The sequence below is a fragment of the Halorhabdus sp. SVX81 genome (genome assembly GCF_029207715.1).
Classification (GTDB): domain Archaea; phylum Halobacteriota; class Halobacteria; order Halobacteriales; family Haloarculaceae; genus Halorhabdus.
The window spans coordinates 2,307,004-2,326,480 of the sequence record NZ_CP104322.1 but is presented as its reverse complement, the minus strand read 5'-3'; the positions used below and the strand labels follow the sequence as shown (position 1 = coordinate 2,326,480).

Here is a 19,477-nt window from a genome sequence, read left to right as displayed (position 1 = left end):
TTTTCGCCTCGGGTGTGCTCGCTACGCTCGCACACCACTCGACCAAAAAAGCTGGACCAAAAAACCGCTCGCTCGTCGCTTCGCTTCTCGCTCGCGCCCTTACTCCCCAACCGCCTCTTCCACTATTTCGATTTCCTCGTCGGTCAACCCGTACAACTCGTAGACGATTTCGTCGATCAGGTCGTCGGTGCGCTCGATCTTCGCCTCCAGCTCCTCGGCGCGTTCCTTCGTCTCGACGTAGCTCTCTAACCCCGCCTGCACGTCATCGACGGCGGGCAGCGTCAGCTTCCGCAGGCGATCGACAAGCGAGTTCGTCTTCGTGGCGGTCTCGCGGAAGTCCGCGAACCCACCGGCCTCGTCGACGGCGACGGGCACGAAGTGCTCGAGCAGGTCCGCCTCGGCCTCGGTGAGGTCCGAAATCCGCAACGCCGGCAACGGCTCGGTCTCGGTGTAGCCCCACTGGTCGGTCTCGTGGGCGTTCTCACGGGCTTCGCCCGTTCGATCTGAACGAGACGCTCCCGCCGGTCGCGTCTCGCTGTCCTCTGGTTTGTACCGCGCTGTGAGGCGGATCTCGACCGCCGTGGGCGACTCCCGGACGACCGTGGCCTCGCCAACGCGGAGGTTCGGGCGCTCCTCGGTGGTCTGGGTGAGAATGGACTCGGCCGCGCCCTCCGGCGGCTGGGTGAGGCCCACGTCCGCGAGGGTCGGGCCGTCGGCATAGGAACCGAGGTGGTCGAGGAGTCTGAGATTGAATGATTGTAATTTTGATATGAGGGTGTTTATATTTGACACCTCCTCTCCGATTTGCTCATAAACATCTGGATCGTATATCAGTGGCAGCTTGCGAACATGTTCTGGGAATACGTTGAGTTTTCCACTAACCGCTTGTAAATAGTAATAATGTATAAGCGATGAATTGATAATCCCTAAGACTGGTTGCAACTCAACATTTTGTGATAGTTCTAAATCGTCTTTATATATTGTCGTGTCTCTATCAAACACCTTTGATGGCCCACCATTATCCGGCGGTCGATTTTCTTCCACAACTTCGACCCCACGTGCACTTAATATATCTTCGTCTGCACGAACTAATGATGACTTCCGTATGAGATTGATGACAGAATCTTCTGTATAATATTCGTTCTCATCAAGAGCCGCGATTAATCCATTTGACCCAGAGACCTTTCGTAAGCATATTTTATCGCTCTCAAACAACTCTGGAAATGCCGGTCGATGTAGCTCATCCATGTCATACCATAAATATCTGTCATTGTACGTAATGGAGTATCTGTCTATATCTTTGCCCTTTATGAGCCTCTTAACTTCTCCAGAAATTTCCTCCGGGTACTCTTCAAACACAAACCTGCTTGCATTTCCAGGTTGTGCCCCCCAACTGGCATAGAAGAGTCTTGATAATGTGAATGAGTCTGATCGAATACTCTCCAATATCTGTGGTGTATTTCGCGACCAATCAATTCGAATTTGTGATTCTGGCAGGGTGAGAAATTCCGACAGTGGGAAACTAGTTCTCTGTTCTGGATTGCCGTATTTATAATCTTCTATGACTATATTCCCAACCTCGCCAGATGATACTGCAATGAATACGATTGGTGAGTTCGTAGCGTCCTCAAACACATTTCTATTGCGGAGATCAAGTATTCTTTCTATTTCCCCCCGTTCAAGCACATGTTTGCGCCATATTTTCGCATAAGACTCAGTAAGCGACTTATCTGGTATTATATATGAGTAATATCCGCTTTCCCGACATAAGTCACTGGCTTGCTCTGAGAATAGAATATACAAGTCAAATCGTCGGAATGCGGTATCAAACGTCTCACTGAAATAATCAACACTCGAATCAGGAACCATCATAATATTTACATACGGCGGATTCCCGATCACCGCATCGAACCCGGCATCTTCACGCTCTTCGCCGTCTTCGTCGAAGAACACGCCGGGGTACTCCAGTTCCCAGTGGAAGAACGTCTGCTCGTCGGCCAGCGCCTGGGCGTCCTCGAACCAGTCTTCCCCCTGAATCGCGGCCCACTCGCTTTCGTCCTCGATGGCGTCGGCCATCTGCTCGTAGGCGTCCTCGGGCACGTCCACCCCGAACTGCTCGGCGGTGTGGACGTTCGTCAACTCGAACAGCCGCCGGTAGAGGGGGTCGTCCTGGATCTGCTCGTAGAGGTCCTCCATCGAGTGAACGTCCTCCAGGGTCTCGTTGTCCATCGCCAGCAGGTCCGCCATCAGGTCCATCACGTGATCCAGGGTGTCCCGACGCACGCGACCGAAGGCCTGCGTCAGCGTCAACTGCCCGCTATCGTCCTCCTCGTCGTCCTCGCTGAGCACGTCCGTCACGTCCGAGCCAACCAGGGAGTTCCCGGCCTTGAGGTGGTGATCGAGAAAAGCCAATGGCTGGTCGGTCGCCAGCGTCTCCAGCCACATCGACAGCTTCGCGAGTTCGACGGCCATCCCGTTGATGTCCACGCCGTAGATGCACTCCTTGGCGATGTCCCGGCGCATCTGCTGTTCGTCGATGGCGACGCCCATCGCCGATTCGACCTCCCGGACCTCCACCATCACCTCGTTGGCGAGGTACTCCGTCGCCCGCGTCAGGAAGTGCCCGCTCCCCATCGCCGGATCGAGGATCTGCAGATCCGTCACCCGCCGGATGAACGGCCCGATGTACTCCTGGGTCCCGCGCTCGAACCCCTGGGATTGCAGGTCCTCGTGAATCTCCGCCACGAGGGGGCCGATCGTCTCCTCGACGATGTACGTCACCACGTAGTCTGGCGTGTAGTACGCCCCCGTCGCCTTGCGCTCGCCCTCGTCGTTGACGACGTACAGCCCACCCTCGAGGACCGTCTCCACCGCGTCGGCGACCGTCACCTCGCCGGCCGGCTTCCAGACCTGCCCGCCGTCTTCGGCGACCGCTGCGTACTGCTCGGGCGCGATCCGGAAGTGGTGCTCGAGCAGGCCCTCGTAGACGCTGCCGAGGTGGCGCGTGTCCAGGTCGGCGTAGTCCGCCAGCACGTACCGCCCGTCGTCGTTCTCCGTCGTCGACAGCCGGTAGATCACCTCCGCGAGATACCGGTTGCTCACCTCGTGGTCCGTCAGGAACGCGTGCTGGTCGTGGTCGAACAACCCGCCGTTGTACGCCGGGATCCCGAGGTCCGCCTCGCCCTCGTCGATCAGCGAGAAGAGGTCCTCGAGTCGAGTCCACATCGTCGTCGAGTGCTCGCTGAACGCCGACTCGAAGCCCTCGTCGACCTCGCCGATCTCCTCGTGAATCTCCATGCGCAGCGCGTCCAGACTGAAGTTCTCCTCGTATTCGTCCTGGGTCGACGGCTCCTCGGGGTGGATCAGCTCCCGCGCCTCGGCGTAGAGGACGAACATCAGCCGGTAGAGCAACACGAGCGATTGCTCTTTGAGTTCGGCAAGCGCCGCCTCGTCGTCGGGATCGATGGCCATGTCGTTCGATTCGACGAACCCACGCCCGAGGACTCGCAACGCGGTGAAGACGTTGTCCTGCAGGTCCTCACCGAGTTCCTGGGAGGCAGTCTCACTCTCCGAGCGCACCTCGTCGAGGAACGTCGTCCCGGCGGTTTCCCGGAACGCGTCCGGCCGGAAGAAGACGTAGAAGTACTTGAACGCCTCCAGATCGCCCGATTCGAGGAGCTCGGGCAGGTCGACCTCGAAGTAGGTCTGTGTCTCGTAGTCCTTGGTCCCGTAGAGTCGCCACTTCCGGCCGTTCGTCAGGACGCCCCACTGGATGTTCGCCGGCGTCTTTTCCAGATAGTGTTTGATCTGGTGGGAGGCGTTGCGGTAGGGCCGGCGCTCGCTGAACTCCGCGGTGAAATCGGCGTCCCACTGCTTGGCTTCGACCAGTCCGACCCCGCGCGTGAAGAGGTCTGTCGTGTCCTCCGTGTCGAGGTTCACCTTCGCGGCCTCGCGACGCTCGGCCGAACTGCCGAACAGCAACTCGTCGACGTAGCCGTCACCGTCCGGCAGGGTAACCTCCTTCTGTGTCCCGAACCCGAGCACGTCGAGCACCCCGTCGATCCAGTTGTCGACGAGGGCGTCCTCGCCGTACCCGTCGACGACGCCCCCCTCGAGATCGTAGAGTGACTGAAGCTGCTCCATCGCCTCGCGTGCCGCCTCGTCGCAGTCCCACTCCTCGCGCTCGGTCACGCGCTCGTCCAGATAGTGACTCGAAAACAGGGCCGAGTTGACGTACGGCCGGTCGGACAGGGTCGCCTGACTCATTGAATGGGTGATAGTGGTCCCTGGCAACCACAAATAGATGACGGAGGCCTGGCCGGTAGTGTTTAGTCACGCGGATTCGGTTGCGAACAGCCAGAAAGCCCCCGCGTTCGCAGCTCCCGCGACTCGCTGCGCTCCGGTAGGTGCTTGCGTCGTCGAGGTTCGCTGCGAACGCGGCCCCTTTCAGTCCCGCCCATGTCGGCTGAATAACCGGCTACGGGTGGGACTGAAAGGGGCGGCCAGCTACACGACGGCGGCTGACGCAAGGACCGCAGGGAACGAAGTGACTGAGGACCGCAGCGAGGCCCCCGAGTGTAGCTGGCCGGGGCTTTCTGGCTCTCTGCACTGCTTCCAGCTAAACTAAACATCACTCCCTGACCCCCGATCGACTACACACCGCTGAACGCCGCAAAGCCGCCGTCGATGGGGATGACGGCCCCGGTGACGAACTCCGAGCCGGGCGCGATCAGCCAGAGCACGGTCGAGAGCAGGTCCTCGGGGTCGCCAAAGCGATCCTGGGGCGTGTGGTCGATGATCTGCTGGCCGCGGTCGGTCAGCTCACCGTCGTCGTCGAGCAACAGATAGCGGTTTTGCTCGGTCAGCAGGAAGCCGGGCGCGATCGCATTGACCCGGATGTCTGGCGAGTGATTCTGGGCCATGTCGACCGCCAGCCACTCCGTGAAGTTCGAGACGGCGGCCTTCGCCCCCGAATAGGCGGGGATCTTCGTCAGCGGCGTGAAGGCGTTCATCGAGGAGACGTTGAGGATGTGGCCCTCGCCCTGCTCGGCCATGTACTCGCCGAAGGCCTGGGATGCCAGGAACGTCCCCAGGAAGTTGAGGTCGAAGACGTTCTCGACGCCCGCGGCGTCGAGGCCGAAGAAGTCCGTCTCCTCGTCCGTGGTCGCCTCGGGGCTGTTGCCCCCTGCGCCGTTGATGAGCACGTCGATCCGGCCGTATTCGTCGACGATTGTCTCGGCGGCCGCCTCCAGTTCCGCCCGGTCGAGCACCGACGCCTCCAGTGTCATGTACTCGGCGTCGACATCCTCAAGCGCCGCGGCGACCTCGGCGAGTCCCTCGCTATCGATGTCGAGTACGACGACCGTCGCGCCCTGTTCACCGAGCGCGATCGCCATTTCCGAACACAGCACGCCTGCCCCGCCGGTGATCACACACACCTCGCCCTCGACGTCGTAGTCGTTGGGTACAGTCATTACGTCTCCCGGTGCGGACGGGCGGACCTTAAACAACCACGGTCGATGCTCGTCGCGTCCCGGTCAATCCAGAAAGTCGATGCCGGTGATCTCGAAGCGCGCACCGCAGTCCCCGTCCGTGACCAGGATGTCCCATCCATGTGCGTTGACAATCGTCCGGACGACCGAGAGTCCGTAGCCGCTGCCGTCGCCACTCGTCGTGAACCCGTGGTCGAAGACGTCTTCTTTTTGTTCGTCCGGAATCCCGGGACCGTCGTCCTCGACGTAGAACCCGGTTTCGAGCGGTCCGACGGTGATCGTCACCGTCCCGCTATTGCCCGGTGTTCCTCCCCCGGCGTGGGTGTCCGGGCTCGCCGAGCCGTGTTCGACTGCGTTCTGACGAGCTTGCGAGTCAGAGCTCGTGGAACTGTGTTCCACGGCGTTCCGGAAGAGGTTCTCGAACAGCTGACAGAGCCTGTCCGCGTCGCCACTCACCGTCGGGACCTCCTGATAGACGACCGTCCCGCCGGTGGTGGTGTCGACGACCGGTCTGGCCTTCTCGACCACTTCGCCGATGTCGGTCGGTTCCGGGTCCGTGACGACATCTCCCTGTCGGGCCACCCGGAGCAAGTCTTCGACGAGGCGGGCCATCCGGTCCGTCGTCTCCTTGATCGTCTCGATGTGGGCGTCGTCGCCGGTCTCCTCGTAGAGTGCCAGGTTTCCGTCGATGACAGAAAGGGGATTCCGGAGATCGTGAGCGAGGATGTCCGTGAACTCCTTGAGACGGTCGTTCTGGCGTTCGAGCATCCGCTCGTACTCCTTTGCCGTCGTCTCGTCGTGACTGATGGCTGCGAACCCTTCATCGCCCGAAAGCGGCGATAGCGTCAGCGTTCCCCAGAACACCGATTCGTCGGCGCGTTCGTGCCAGTGCTCGACCTCGACGGTCCCTTCGGTCGCGTCATCGAGGAAGCCGTCCGGCGGATCGCCGGCTTCAGTCCCGTCACCGTCAGTGAACAGGCTACTCACGTCTTCGCCGAGTACCCTTTCCGCGTCGTAGCCGTACATTGCTGTCGCCGGTGGCGGCCATTCCGTGATCGCACCGTCGCTGTCTAACATGAATATGGCATGTGAGTCGATACTCTCGACGAGGCGCTGGGCGACTGGTGCCAAGTCATCGCTCGGCCCGGCCCGTTCATGGCTCACCGGCGTCTTTCCCATACGTTTGATCCGATGCCCGATTGCAAGAAGACAGCAGGTGGCACACCATGGCAGTAAAGACAGATTGGCTGTCAACTCTGGCAGAAATCATGTGCGCCCGATCGGCTGTCCGACAATCGGACCGTCTAGTCGCTCCCGCTTTGCCCTTCGAGTTCGACGACCATGACCTCTAGATCAGGGCCGGCCCCGTCAGTTCGGTACACCCAGGATCCGCGCGGGTCGACATCGCCGGCGAGTGCCGAGAGCAGTACCCGCCCGAGCGTCCGCTCGAAGTCCTCGGAATTCGTGAGTTCGTCGTCGGGAAGATCGGGGTTCATGATCGGTGGACAGAAGACAGCAAACCGCCGACCGTTTGGGGTCGGCGACGCCGCGACCGGTCGTCACGATGGATCGTCGCCTGACTGGCGGATCTCGCCAGCCCAACTGTCATCTCTGTACCATCCCGTAGATGCTCCGGAGGGATAGGGCTACCGAAAAGCATGGTGCATCATGCCCGAACGTCGGCGAGCACGTCGCTACCGGGGAGCCTTTAACGGTATTGCCAGTGAAGACGCGAATATCCCATGAGTGTCATCGTCGAGCTCACAATCCCCTCGGAGGCATTCGAGTTGGGGCAGATCCTCCGCGTCGAAGGTGCCACACAGGTCACACTCGAAACGATGGTCCCCCTCGGGGGGAAGCCGACCCCGTTCGTTCGGATCTCCGACGGCGCGCGGCGGTCCTTCGAGAATTCGGTTCGGGAACACGAATCCGTCCGTGATATTACGCCGGTCAATACACACGACGAGGAGACGCTGTACGCACTCGAGTGGGAGCCGCCCGACGGATCGCTGTTTGATCGACTTACCGATATCGGGGCGGCCTTGCTCGATGCGACCGGGACCGCCGATCGATGGCGGATCGAGCTTCGATTTCCCACTCACGATGCGCTCTCTACGTTTCAGGAGTACTACATCGAGGAGGACATCCCGGTGTCCGTCGAGAAGATTTACAATCCGACGAAACCTGACGCAGGGCCGTGGTACGGGCTGACCCCGGTCCAGCGGGAGACGCTTACGTACGCGGTCGAGGCAGGCTACTATTCGCTCCCACGAACCATCTCGACGAAGGAACTCGCCGCGGAGTTCGACATCTCGGACCAGGCTGCCACCGAGCGACTCCGCCGGGGAATCTCAACACTCGTCACGAATACATTGTTGACACTTGACAACGAGTGATCGGGTCGCTGGTACCTGAGAGTTGAAACGCTGGAGACGGAGATCCCGACGACGGATGACAGCGGTAGACCCTGTGAGGGGATGCCGTGGAATGGTGGGGTACGTCGTCCGGAATTGAATTCAGCCCTGGCATCCGGGTGGGGGCAATCGGATGCCGGTGCCGAATGTATTCTCCAGCATCTACACGTCTATCCCCTCAATAAAACAACTATTGCATGGTGATCAAAGTCCTTTTTTATATGCCAAGCTGGCGTAGTCGATCGATCACCGATTCGATGAACGTGATAGTCCCAGCCAGGCTCGGATCGGAAACTGGACAGCGCCGATTCGTTTCGACTACCCGAACGGCCCGCGATCGCCACCGAAGCCCGTTTCCATGACTTCACACTCGCCGTTCTGGTTGATCAGGATGCGCCCCTGGTAGCCACAGCTTCCGTTATTGTTGTACTGACACCGCGTGCAACGGCACTCGACGTCTTTTCTGGCGTTGCCGGTCGACATATGGATCCATACGGTAGCCAGTTACTTGGAACCTTAGTCTGTCGAACCCTGCTTCCCGATCAGCGCGTCCAGCAGTTCGATCGAGAGATCCTTGTCGAGCGGGTCGTTCGCGTTCCCGCAGTGGGGTGACTGGACACAGGCCGGACACCCGTCCTCACAGTCACAGTCCGCCACGAGTTCCCGCGTCGTCGCCGCCAGGTCACCGATCGATTCGTAGCCGGCTTCCGCGATCCCGACGCCCCCCGGATAGCCGTCGTAGATGAAGATCGTACTCCGGTCGGTGTGGGGGTGATGGGGCGTCGACAGGCCCCCAATGTCGCGTCGATCACACAGAAAGGAGAGTGGCATCGTCGCGATCATGGCGTGCTCGGCGGCGTGAATTCCGCCCGGGAAGTCGCCGTTCGCCCGCAGATTCCCCTCCAGATCCGGCGGCAGGGCGTAGTACAGCGCCCGGGTCCGCAAGCTCGTCTCGGGAACGTCAAGGGACTCCCGGCTGATCGCCTCGCCCGAGCGGGCGTCGTGGCGCTCGAAGCCCGTGATCTGCTTGCGCATGGTCACATCCGCGAAGCGAACGGGAACGTCCTCCCGACCGGGGAAGGGCCTCTCCCGAAGGTCGTCCTCGACGGTGATCGTCTTCTCGTGGAGGACACGCGTGTATTGATCGGCGTACGTCCGGTCCAGCGTCGCCACGTCGTGATCCAGATCGAGGTCCACAACTTCGTATTTCGTCCCCTGGTGGTGGTAGATCGCCCCCGGATGGGCGTCCCGCAGGGCGTCGCCGAAGGGCAGCGATGCGATCACGTCGTTCGAGCCACGTTCGCGCAGTTTGATCTCCCGGTCGTCGGCGCTCCGCAGGCTGGTTTCGTGGGCTGGACTGCCGCCGCCGTCGTAGAGCCACCGCGTCCCGGCGTCGGTCGTCCGGCGCTCCAGGTCGCCCCGAGATTCGAGGTCGGCCACGACATCCGGGAACGTCTCGCCGAAGTGGCGATCGTCGCCCGGCGACAGCCAGTTCTCGCGGGCGGCCGATCGGACGTGATCCGGGAGGATCTGGTCGTTTGCGGGGTTGGTCAGCGCCTGCTCGGGCTCGCGGTCGAACAGCGCCTCGGGATGGCGGGCGACGTACTGGTCGAGCTGGTCCTCGCCGGTCACCAGCGCGACCAGCGCTGGATCCTCGCCCCGGCCCGCCCGCCCCGCCCGCTGGAAGGTCTCCATGCGCGTGCCCGGGTACCCATCAAGAATGACGGCGTCCAACCCGCCGACGTCCACCCCGAGTTCGAGTGCGCTCGTCGTCCAGACGCCCCGGATGGACCCGTCGTGCAGGCCCGCCTCCAGTTCCCGGCGGCGGTCGCTCGTCAGCGCGGCCTGATAGGCCCCGATTTTCGTCGCCAGTTCCCCCTCGCCGCGCTCGCGGAGCTCCCGCTCGCTCTCGGTCGCGTAGCGCTCGGCCACCTGCCGGGAACCCGTAAACACGGCCGTCTGTAACCCGCGCTGGACCAGATCGGCGAACAGCCGCTTGGCCTCGACGTGGTGGGACCGACGCTGTCCGTGGCCCCCGCCACCCCGTTTCTCGGGCGGGTTCCAGACCACCCATTGCCGCGGGCCGGTCGCGCTGTCGTCCTCGGTGAGCAGCCGAAACGAGGGTTCGGGTTGGTTGGTCACCGTCGCAGCGTGGCCGACCGGGTTGCCGATGGTGGCCGAACAGCAGACGTACTGTGGATCGGCATCGAACCGCTCGGCCAGCCTGTTCAGCCGCCGCAAGACCAGCGAAACGTGACTGCCGAAGACGCCGCGGTAGGCGTGGACCTCGTCGATAACGATCGTCTCTAAGCGCTCGAAGAACCAGTCCCACAGCCGGTGGGCGTGGGGCATGATCCCGTAGTGGAGCATGTCCGGCGTCGTGAGCAGCACCGTCGGCTGGCGCTCGCGGACGGTCTCCTTCTCGGACTGGGAGAGTCGGCCGGTGTAGCGATCGACAGTCACCCGCGACCCGAAGCCCAGTCCATGAGCGAGATCCGAGAGCGTCTCGGCCTGGTCGTTGATGAGTGCGACCTGCGGCGCGATATACAGCGTCGTCCCCACGTGGTCCATCGCCCGCTCGAACGCGGGGACGGTGTAGGCGAGGCTCTTCCCGCTGGCGGTCGGCGTCGCCAGCACCACGTTCTCGCCGCCGCGGACGGCCGCGATCGCGTCGGCCTGATGGCGATAAAATCGATCGACACCCTCGTCTTCGAGCGCCGAGGCGAGGCGATCGGGCACGTCGAGGTCGCCGTAGGTCGCCTCGCGGCCGGGGAAGCGTCGCTCGTCGACGATCTGTCCCTCGTAGTACGGGCGCTCACGAAGCCAGGCGAGGAGGTCGTCCACGCGCTCGCTTGTGGTTCCGTCGTCCTAACGGTTGTGCTCGTGATCACGGGTGCGTATTGTATTCCTCCCGTTTCGGCTTCAAATAAGCAGACATACCGACCGATACGTGCCGGTCCGTCTTGATCGAACCGTTATGTCTCGACGCGTACCGTCTCGCCGATCTCGGCGGATTCGTAGATCGCGTCGATCGCCCGCATGTCCACCAGTCCGTGCTCGCCATCGGGTGCGGGCTCGCGACCGGCCAGCACGCAGTCGGCGAAGTACGCGAATTCCTCCTCGAGCTGGTGGACGTCCGTCACGTCGATGGCGTGGCGCTCGCCGTCGAGCCTGACCTCCATGTCGCGGGGCTCACGCTCGAAATAGGCGGGATCGATGATGACCTGGCCCGCCGTCCCGGTCACCCGGAGGAAGCTGTCGTGGTAGGCGTTGTGATTGGCAGTGAAGACGACGGGCACCCCACCCTCGAACGTCGCCCGGACGGCGACGCGCTCCTCGACGTCGGCGAACGCCCCGTGGGTCGAACCGGTCTCGGCGGAGACCCGCTCCGGATCAGCGTCGAGCAGGAACCGCGTCGTGTTCAGCGGGTAGATCCCGATGTCCATCATCGCGCCGCCGCCCGCGAGGTCGGGGTCGAGTCGCCACTGCTCGCTCGCATCACCCTCCAACTCGGCGACCATCCGCTGGGACATATTGGAGTGGACTTGCACAACGTCGCCGATCGCGCCCGCCTCGATGAGTTCCTTCGAGCGGCGGACGACCGGATCGAGGTGCATCCGGTAGCCGACCATCAGCGAGACGCCGGCTTCCCGAGTTGCTTCGACGAGTTCGGCTGCCCGGTCGACACTGGCTTCCATCGGTTTCTCACAGAGCACGTCCTTGCCGAACGCCGCCGCGGTTTCGACGTACTCCAGATGGGTCGCGTTCGGCGTACAGACGTAGACGGCGTCGTATTCGGACTCGGCGACGCCGTCGTGGAACGCTTCGGGGGTGAGCGCGGTCAGGCCGTGCTCGGCGGCGAGTCCCTCCGCCCGCTCGCGATCGACGTCGACCACGACCGTCGCCTCGGTGTGGTCGGCTCGCTCGATGCCGGGCAGCGCCCACTCGCGGGTGAACCAGCCGGCCCCGATCAGCGCGAATCGGACGGTCTCTTCCCCGTCGTAACGCTCCCAGTCGCGGCGCGCGAAATCCGAAACGTGCTCCGTGAGATCCATATCCCCTGTTCAGGCCGGCCGAGCAAATACGCTGTCGTTGGACGACGGACCCGTCGTCGTTAGACAGTCTTCCGGGAGGCGTCGGCTTTCCGTACAGACACACGCCCGAAGTGAGAACGTACCGGGTTGGGGGACCCGGCGGGCGGCAATTGATGGCATCGGACGACGACATTCGTCCGGATTCACCGCGGCGGGCGAGCCACGGTGGGACGTGAGCATCACACAGACGATCGAGGCGTGACCGTCCGGGTCGATGACGGGGTCACGTCGTCGACCCGGTACGAATCACGCATCGGTGGCATGTAAACCCAGTGGACAGTCTCAAGGTCAGCAGTTGACGCCAAACGTACATATACCGAACCGGTCGATTCGGCTCCGTACACCGCCGTCCCGCAAAAATCATTCACCGCCGTCCTCGGCGATCGGATCGCGGGTCGCTTCGGGCGCGTTTCTGTGGCTCGTCTTGATGTGGGTCGGGCGTGTCTCGCTCACTCCGCTTCGATCCGCGCTGCAATCGCCTGACAGGGCTCGATCCACTCCGCTTGATACGTCCCGGGACCGACGACCCGCCCCGTGAGGTCCGTGATCGTCTCTATTCCGTCCCGGTTGCACCACTCGATGCACTCGCGGTAGACGGGAAGCGACGCGTCAGCGGCGAGGTTCACGTCGTAGGTGACGCCCAAACGTTCGCGCCCAGTCAGATGCGCGACAAACGCCCGGGTGTGCCCGTCGGTCAGGTAGTGCTCGCCATCGAAATTATAGACGGGCAGCGGCCCCGGATCGAACACCTCGCCGTCGACCCGCTCGGCGACGGCGGCGACCTTCTCGGCGTTGAGATAACACTGACTGGGTCGGACCGCCGTCAGCGGGACTGTCGTCACGTCCATCGGAATCACCGCTCACTTCGCGGTCGAGACGATCTTGATCACGTCGCCCTCTTCGAGTTCGGTATCGTCGCTGATCCGGCGCTTTTCGCGGGCGTCGACGGCGTGGAGATAGCCCTCCCCGATGTCCGAGTGGACCGCGTAGGCCAGGTCCCGAGGTGTCGAGCCGTCCGACAGGAGATGGGCGTCGGGCAGGACGTTGCCCTGGCCGTCGGTCCAGTGGGTTTCGTCCTGGACCGGATAGGCCGTTAGTTGATCGAGCACTTCGTAGACAGCCGTGTCCAGCGCCTTCTGGACGCCCGTCCCGCCGTGAGACTCCATCACGTCGCGGATCCGTTCGAGTCCGGCTTCCTGGTCGTCGCTGATCTCGCCGGTGATCTCGAAGTCCGGATCACCGGGATCGTATTCGACGATGTCCGCCTCGACGGCCCGCCGGAGCGCGAGCTCGCCGTCGGCGGTGACCGGGATCGTCGCCTCGTTGCGCTCCTTGAGCGCCTGGATGTTCTCCGGCGGGGCGACGTCAGCCTTGTTCGCGATGACGATGATCGGCTTGGTTCGCGCCCGGATCTCGCTCGCCAGCGATTCACGATGCTCGTCGGTCCAGGCCAGGGGATCTTCAGGGTACTCCAGTTCGCGGAGCGTCCGGGCCACGTCGAGTTCCGTCGCGCCGACCCCAGTCAGAAACTCCGAGAGCGCCTCGTCGATGTCGAAATCCGGCGACCGGGAGCGGCGCTCGACCGTCTCCCAGTTGCGCTCGATGATGCTGGCGAGCCACAGATCCATCTCTTCTTCGATGAAGTCCAGATCCTCGACGGGATCGTGTTCGCCGATTTCGACGGGTTCGCCCTCCTCGTCGGTCGCTCCCGAGGCGTCGACGACGTGGAGGATCGCGTCGGCGTCGGTCAGTTCGTCCAGGAACTGGTTGCCGAGGCCGCGCCCCTCGTGGGCGCCCGGGACCAGCCCCGCGACGTCCAGCAGTTCCACGGGGACGTATCGCTTGCCGTCGTGACAGCGATCGTTACCACACCGTTCGTCGAGATCGAGACACGGACACTGTGTCCGGGCGTGACTCACCCCGCGGTTGGCGTCGATCGTCGTGAACGGGTAGTTGGCGACGTCCACGTCGGCCATCGTCGCCGCCGTGTAGAACGTCGACTTGCCGGCGTTTGGCTTCCCGGCAAGTGCGAGCGAGAGCATGCTACTGGCTACCCCACTCGGGACTTTCCCACTTTCGGTCTGCCGTTGGGTGGGTAGCGACTGACACTGAACGTCGCGGGGCGGTTCGCGGTCCGATCGGTCCGCCTCGCCGCGCTGTCGAGTGGGTCGCCCGGGGACTGTCTCGATACGGCCCTTCGAACGCGATGCGTTCGATGGTCTCAGAAGCGGATCTTCACTCACCCTCTGGATCGGACCCGTTACCGTTCGTGTCGTCGTGTTCGTCTTTGATCGACTGGAGTTCGGCCTCGACGTCGACGCTCGCCTCCGGGTTTGCTTCGCTCTCGGAGCGCTCCTGGAGGCGGTCTTCGAGTTGCTGGTTGAGCGTCCGGGCTTCCGAGAGGTGTTGTCGCGTCCGGTCGTCGAGATTCGAGTCCTCGACGGCTGACTGGACGTCTTCGAGGGCCTCGTCGAGCCGATCGACGACCGACCGGCCGACGGACGCGACATCCTCGCTCGCAGTGGCCCCTGTGTCTCCGTCCGTCTCGGAATCCTCGACCATCCGGAGCGTTCGCTGTAACAGCCGAAGCGTTCTGATGTTCGTCTCAAGTACCAGAATGGCTGCGGGGATGGTCACGTCGGCCGTGAACCGAAGCAGCCGGTCGAGCCCCCGACCTCGGCCCCGCCGCTCGGCCTTGAGATCACGCTGGAGGGCCGAAAGCGACCTCGTGAGTTCCCTCAAGAGCTGGGGGAGACCCGCCCGATCGGACTGACTTGACATACCACTCGGTTGGGGAGTCAGTCACATAAATGTGCGAGCTGTCACCGCCGATCCCGCGTGACGACGGCCGTCGGGGCCGAGTCGTCGACCCCCGATCACAAATGACCATGATATACTGGCTGGGCGGGACCCGCAATTCCGGGGCGTAGGACCCCCTCTAGGCGATGTATTCCCACGTCACTCACTCACAGACGGCGACGATTCAGGTAAATATTTCCCCCGCGATACCCAACTCTGAGAAGATACGATGGGCCAGTTAGATACGTTATTTGCGCCGGAACGGGTAGCTGTCGTCGGAGCGACCGAAAGCGATGGCGCCGTCGGGCGTGCTATCATGGAGAATCTCCTCGACGGATACGAGGGTGACGTCGTGCCGGTCAACCCGAGTTCCGAGGAAGTGTTCGGCCTCGACTGTTATGACGACCTCACACAGATCGATGGCGTCGAACTGGCGATCGTCGTCGTCCCGCCGGGAATCGTCAACGACGTGCTTCGTCAGGCGGGCGAGGCCGGCATCCGGGACGCCGCCGTGATTACCGCCGGCTTCGGCGAGTCCGGCAGCGAGGGCGTCGAGCGCGAGCACGAGATGAAGGAGATCGCCGAGGAGTACGACATCAACCTCGTCGGGCCGAACTGCCTGGGCGTCATCTCGACGTCGGTCGGGATGAACGCGACGTTCACCGAGAAATCGGCCATCCCGGGCAACATCTCCTTTATGAGCCAGTCCGGCGCGTTCATCTCGGCGGTCCTCGACTGGGCCGGCGATCACAACGTCGGGTTCAACGACATCGTCTCGCTTGGCAACAAAGCTGTCCTCGACGAAGGGTCGTTCATCGACTACTGGGGGGACGATCCCGATACCGACGTCATTCTCGGGTATCTCGAGGACATCGAGAACGGCCGGGAGTTCATCGATACCGCCCGCGAAGTCACCAAAGACACACCGATCGTCGCCGTCAAGTCCGGGCGGACGGAAGCCGGGGCCTCGGCCGCGGCCTCCCACACGGGAGCCATCGCCGGGAGCGAACGCGCATACGAGGCGGGCCTCGAACAGGCCGGCGTCATCCGGGCCAACAGCGTCCAGGAACTGTTCGACTACGCAACCATCCTCGGCGACCAGCCGATGCCCGAGAGCAACGACATCGCCATCGTCACCAACGCCGGCGGCCCCGGTGTCATGGCGACCGACGCGATCGGCGACTCGGGCCTGGAGATGGCGTCGTTCACCGATGAGTCACTCGAACAGCTCGAGGAAGCGATGCCGTCGGAGGCCAACATCTTCAACCCCGTCGACGTCCTCGGTGACGCCTCCGCGGAAACCTACGAACAGGCGCTGGACATCGTCCTCGACGACCCGAACGTCGGCTCGGTCATCGTCGTCTCCTCGCCGCAGTCGATCGACTTCGAGAACCTTGCGGAGGTCATGATCGAGAAACACGAGGAGTACGGCGTCCCGATGGCCGCAAGTCTCATGGGCGGCGAGACGGCCGAAGTGCCCGCCGAGATGCTCGGCGAGGCCGGGATCCCGTCGTACTTCGACCCCGCTCGCGGCGTCAACAGCCTCGATGCGCTCCGTGAGTACGCCGAGATCCAGCAACACGAGTACGCCGAGCCCAAAGCATTCGATGTCGATCGCGAGCGCGCTCGCGAGATCCTCGAACGTACGAAGGAACGGGACACCAACAAGCTCGGCGTCGAGGCTATGGAGCTGCTCGAGGCCTACGGCATCCCGACACCGGACGGGGCCATCGTCTCGGATAAGAACGCAGCCGTCGAAGCCGCAAAGGAAATCGACGGCGACGTCGTGATGAAGATCGTCAGCCCGGACATCCTGCACAAGTCCGACATCGGCGGCGTCGAGGTCGCCGTCCCGGACGACGAGGTCGCAAGCACCTACGATGATCTGATCGCCCGCGCGCGAAACTACCAGCCCGACGCGACCATCCTCGGCGTCCAGGTCCAGGAGATGGCCGACCTCGACGCGGGGACCGAAACCATCGTCGGGATCAATCGCGACCCGCAGTTCGGCCCGCTGGTGATGTTCGGGCTCGGCGGCATCTTCGTGGAAGTGCTCGAAGACGCCACCTTCCGGGTCGCGCCCGTTTCCGAACCCGAGGCCGAGGAGATGATCGACGAGATCGACTCCGCGCCGCTGCTTCGCGGTGCGCGTGGTCGCGAACCGGTGGACGAGGCCGGTGTCGTCGAGACGATCCAGCGCATCTCGAAACTCGTCACTGACTTCCCCGCGATCCTCGAACTCGATATCAACCCGCTGGTCGCGACGCCAGACGGCGTCGTAGCGGTCGACATCCGGGCGACCGTCGACCAGGAAGCGCTGTAACCGCCTCCCATCGGGGGATCGCTTTTCTTTCGAAGTAGTGGCAAGGTCCTCGACTAGGAGGAACTTTAAAATCGGTGCCCTACGAAAGGCATTGACATGGACCCGATCCTGGTCACCTCGACCGAAGAAGCGACCGGCAAGACCGCAGTTACGCTCGCGATCGCGAAACTCGCGGACGCGGCTGGTCACAGCGTCGGCTACATGAAACCCAAGGGGACCCGTCTCCAGAGTGCGACGGGCAAGACCCGTGACGAGGATCCGATGCTGGCTCGGGAACTGCTCGGGCTCGATTCGGAGATGCACGAACTCGAGCCGATCGTCTACACGCCGACCTTCGTCCAGGAGGCCATCCAGGGTCGTGAGCAACCCGAGGAACTCCGGGATCGTGTGCTCGAGAACTACGAGAAGATGGCCGGTGAACGGGACATGATGGTCCTTGAGGGAACCGACCGACTCACCACCGGCGGCATCGTCGACCTGACGGACGCCGACATCGCCGAGATGATCGATGCCAAGGTCGTCCTGCTGTCGAGATACGACGAACCGGAGGACGTCGACGACATCCTCGCCGCCGCCGAGACGCTCGGGGATTCGCTGGCCGGCGTCCTGTTCAACGCCGTCCCCGACGCGGCGTTCGATCAGCTAACCACGGACGTCGTCCCGTTCCTCGAGAACCACGACATCCCCGTGCTGGGCGTCGTCCCGCGGGTCCAGGAACTCGCCGGACTCACCGTCGACGACCTGGCCGAGCGACTCGGCGCGGAGGTCCTGACTTCCGATGCCGGGACCGATCTGTTCGTCGAGCGCTTTACTGTGGGCGCGATGTCCGCTGAAAGTGCGCTCACCCAGTTCCGCCGGATGCAAAACGCCGTAATGATCACCAGCGGTGACCGCCCGGAGATCGTCACCGCCGCCCTGGACGCCTCGGGGATCAAAGCGATCATCCTCGGCGGCGGCTTCCGGCCGTCAAGCGCCATCATCGGTCGGGCCGAAGAGGAAGGTGTCCCGCTCCTGTTGCTCCAGTCGGACACGCGTATGGTGATCGACCGCACCGAGGACCTCCTCCAGACCGGCCCGACCCGCAGTGCGGCTACCGTCGACCGGATGCGGACGCTGCTTGACGACCACGCCGACATCGACGCCCTCATCGGCACTGACGAGTGAAACCGGGCGCTATAGTCGATCTCCGGCGCCATTTGCCGTTTGTTTCCATCCCTGATAACGTCCTGTGCGCTTATAGTGATGTAGACCATACGCACAACCGGAGCCAGACGGCTCCGTAGTGTCACACGCGGGGTTCCCCCCCGTTACCCTTTGGCGAGAACTCGACCGACCAGTCGCTACTCTCCCGTCGCCGACCGACTGCGTTCCATCCCAGGCCTTATTATCGGACCTCCGGAATCCGCGTACATGCCGACGCACGCTCCATCCTCGGGACCGGCGGACCCACTCGATCTCCACGGCGTCATCCCACCGACGATCACGGCGTTTCATGACGACGAGACGGTAAACGAGGCCGCGACGGCGGCCCACGCCGAGTTCGTCGTCGAACACGGTGCCCACGCCGTGTTCCCGCTGGGCACTAACGGCGAATTCCCGCTGCTTTCGGCGGGCGAACGCGAGCGGGTCGTCGAAGCGGTCGTCGACGCTGTCGGTGACGAGGTGCCCGTCATCGCCGGCGTCGGTGCGCCGGGCACCCGGGAGACGGTCCGGCACGCCGAACGCGCGGTCGCGGCCGGCGCGGACGGCCTGGTCGTCGTCACGCCGTTCTATTTCCCGCTTGCGGCCGAGGCGGCCGTCGACCACTATCGGCGGATCGCCGACGCGGTCGATCGCCCGGTGTACGTCTATCACATCCCGCCGCTGACTGGCAATCACCTCTCGACGGACGCGATGGCTGACATCGCCGACATCGACGGCGTGGCTGGATTGAAGGATACCAGCGGCGACGTCCCGTGGCTCGGACAGGTGCTGGCGGACAACCCCGACCTGACGGTACTCGCCGGACACAACGCACTCCTGTATGCTGGTCTCGAACTCGGGTGTTCCGGGGTCGTGAGCTCGGTCTCGAACGCGTTCCCGGAACTGGTCGTCGAACTCTACGAGGCGTTCGACGACGGCGACGCGGCCCGTGCCCAGGCGCTTCAGGAGACCGTCCGCGACGTCGTGAACGCGTTCGATCGCGGGCCGTACATGGCCGGCGTCAAGACGGCGCTGGCCGAACGCGATGTTGGATTCGACCCCGGGCCGCTTCGGGATCCCCTGCGGACGATGGACGATGCCGAGACCGCGGCGTTCGTCGAGGAACTGGCGTCGATCGGGTTGCTGTAGGGCGAGCGGCCCGGCGGTCGGCTG

General features: G+C 63.3%; 14 protein-coding genes. 4 read left to right on the top strand and 10 right to left on the bottom strand.

Annotated features, from left to right (window positions below; translation table 11 throughout):
• Positions 1 to 99: 99 nt before the first annotated feature.
• From SVXhr_RS11615 to SVXhr_RS11600, 4 genes are all read right to left on the bottom strand, one after another.
• Positions 100 to 4,266, bottom strand: coding sequence for a TaqI-like C-terminal specificity domain-containing protein (locus SVXhr_RS11615; RefSeq protein WP_275737359.1), 4,167 nt, complete (start codon positions 4,264 to 4,266; stop codon positions 100 to 102).
• Between the two features lie 386 nt (positions 4,267 to 4,652).
• The gene (locus SVXhr_RS11610) at positions 4,653 to 5,474 is read right to left on the bottom strand and encodes an SDR family oxidoreductase (protein WP_275737358.1); all 822 of its coding nucleotides are present in this window, start codon (positions 5,472 to 5,474) and stop codon (positions 4,653 to 4,655) included.
• Between the two features lie 63 nt (positions 5,475 to 5,537).
• Positions 5,538 to 6,671, bottom strand: coding sequence for a PAS domain-containing sensor histidine kinase (locus SVXhr_RS11605; RefSeq protein WP_275737357.1), 1,134 nt, complete (start codon positions 6,669 to 6,671; stop codon positions 5,538 to 5,540).
• Positions 6,672 to 6,796: 125 nt separating this feature from the next.
• Complete coding sequence (locus SVXhr_RS11600; RefSeq protein WP_015790003.1) at positions 6,797 to 6,988, bottom strand: hypothetical protein; 192 nt, start codon at positions 6,986 to 6,988, stop codon at positions 6,797 to 6,799.
• Between the two features lie 246 nt (positions 6,989 to 7,234).
• Here SVXhr_RS11600 and SVXhr_RS11595 point away from each other — a divergent pair, with 246 nt between their 5' ends.
• Positions 7,235 to 7,888, top strand: coding sequence for a helix-turn-helix domain-containing protein (locus SVXhr_RS11595; protein WP_275737356.1), 654 nt, complete (start codon positions 7,235 to 7,237; stop codon positions 7,886 to 7,888).
• Positions 7,889 to 8,224: 336 nt separating this feature from the next.
• On the opposite strand, the gene SVXhr_RS11590 is transcribed toward SVXhr_RS11595, so the two are convergent.
• From SVXhr_RS11590 to SVXhr_RS11565, 6 genes are all read right to left on the bottom strand, one after another.
• Entirely contained in the window at positions 8,225 to 8,389 is a 165-nt protein-coding gene (locus SVXhr_RS11590) for a hypothetical protein (RefSeq protein WP_275737355.1), read from the bottom strand.
• 33 nt (positions 8,390 to 8,422) lie between these two features.
• A complete protein-coding gene (locus SVXhr_RS11585) occupies positions 8,423 to 10,750 on the bottom strand; it encodes a DEAD/DEAH box helicase (protein WP_275737354.1) in 2,328 nt (775 codons plus the stop codon).
• Between the two features lie 131 nt (positions 10,751 to 10,881).
• Positions 10,882 to 11,961 (bottom strand): D-xylose 1-dehydrogenase Gfo6, encoded by a 1,080-nt coding sequence (gfo6, locus tag SVXhr_RS11580; RefSeq protein WP_275737353.1) that lies wholly within the window; start codon positions 11,959 to 11,961, stop codon positions 10,882 to 10,884.
• A 488-nt stretch (positions 11,962 to 12,449) separates the two neighbouring features.
• A complete protein-coding gene (locus SVXhr_RS11575; protein WP_275737352.1) occupies positions 12,450 to 12,848 on the bottom strand; it encodes a hypothetical protein in 399 nt (132 codons plus the stop codon).
• Between the two features lie 12 nt (positions 12,849 to 12,860).
• Positions 12,861 to 14,042: a redox-regulated ATPase YchF gene (locus SVXhr_RS11570; RefSeq protein WP_275737351.1), complete on the bottom strand. Its 1,182-nt coding sequence runs from the start codon at positions 14,040 to 14,042 to the stop codon at positions 12,861 to 12,863.
• 193 nt (positions 14,043 to 14,235) lie between these two features.
• Entirely contained in the window at positions 14,236 to 14,781 is a 546-nt protein-coding gene (locus tag SVXhr_RS11565) for a hypothetical protein (protein WP_275737350.1), read from the bottom strand.
• 247 nt (positions 14,782 to 15,028) lie between these two features.
• On the opposite strand from SVXhr_RS11565, the gene SVXhr_RS11560 reads away from it, so the two are divergent.
• The 3 genes from SVXhr_RS11560 to SVXhr_RS11550 all read left to right on the top strand — a co-directional run bounded on the left by SVXhr_RS11560 (position 15,029) and on the right by SVXhr_RS11550 (position 19,453).
• Entirely contained in the window at positions 15,029 to 17,122 is a 2,094-nt protein-coding gene (locus SVXhr_RS11560; protein ID WP_275737349.1) for an acetate--CoA ligase family protein, read from the top strand.
• A 96-nt stretch (positions 17,123 to 17,218) separates the two neighbouring features.
• On the top strand, positions 17,219 to 18,286 hold the full coding sequence (locus SVXhr_RS11555; protein ID WP_275737348.1) for a phosphotransacetylase family protein: 1,068 nt from the start codon (positions 17,219 to 17,221) through the stop codon (positions 18,284 to 18,286).
• 246 nt (positions 18,287 to 18,532) lie between these two features.
• Entirely contained in the window at positions 18,533 to 19,453 is a 921-nt protein-coding gene (locus SVXhr_RS11550; protein ID WP_275737347.1) for a dihydrodipicolinate synthase family protein, read from the top strand.
• Positions 19,454 to 19,477: the final 24 nt, after the last annotated feature.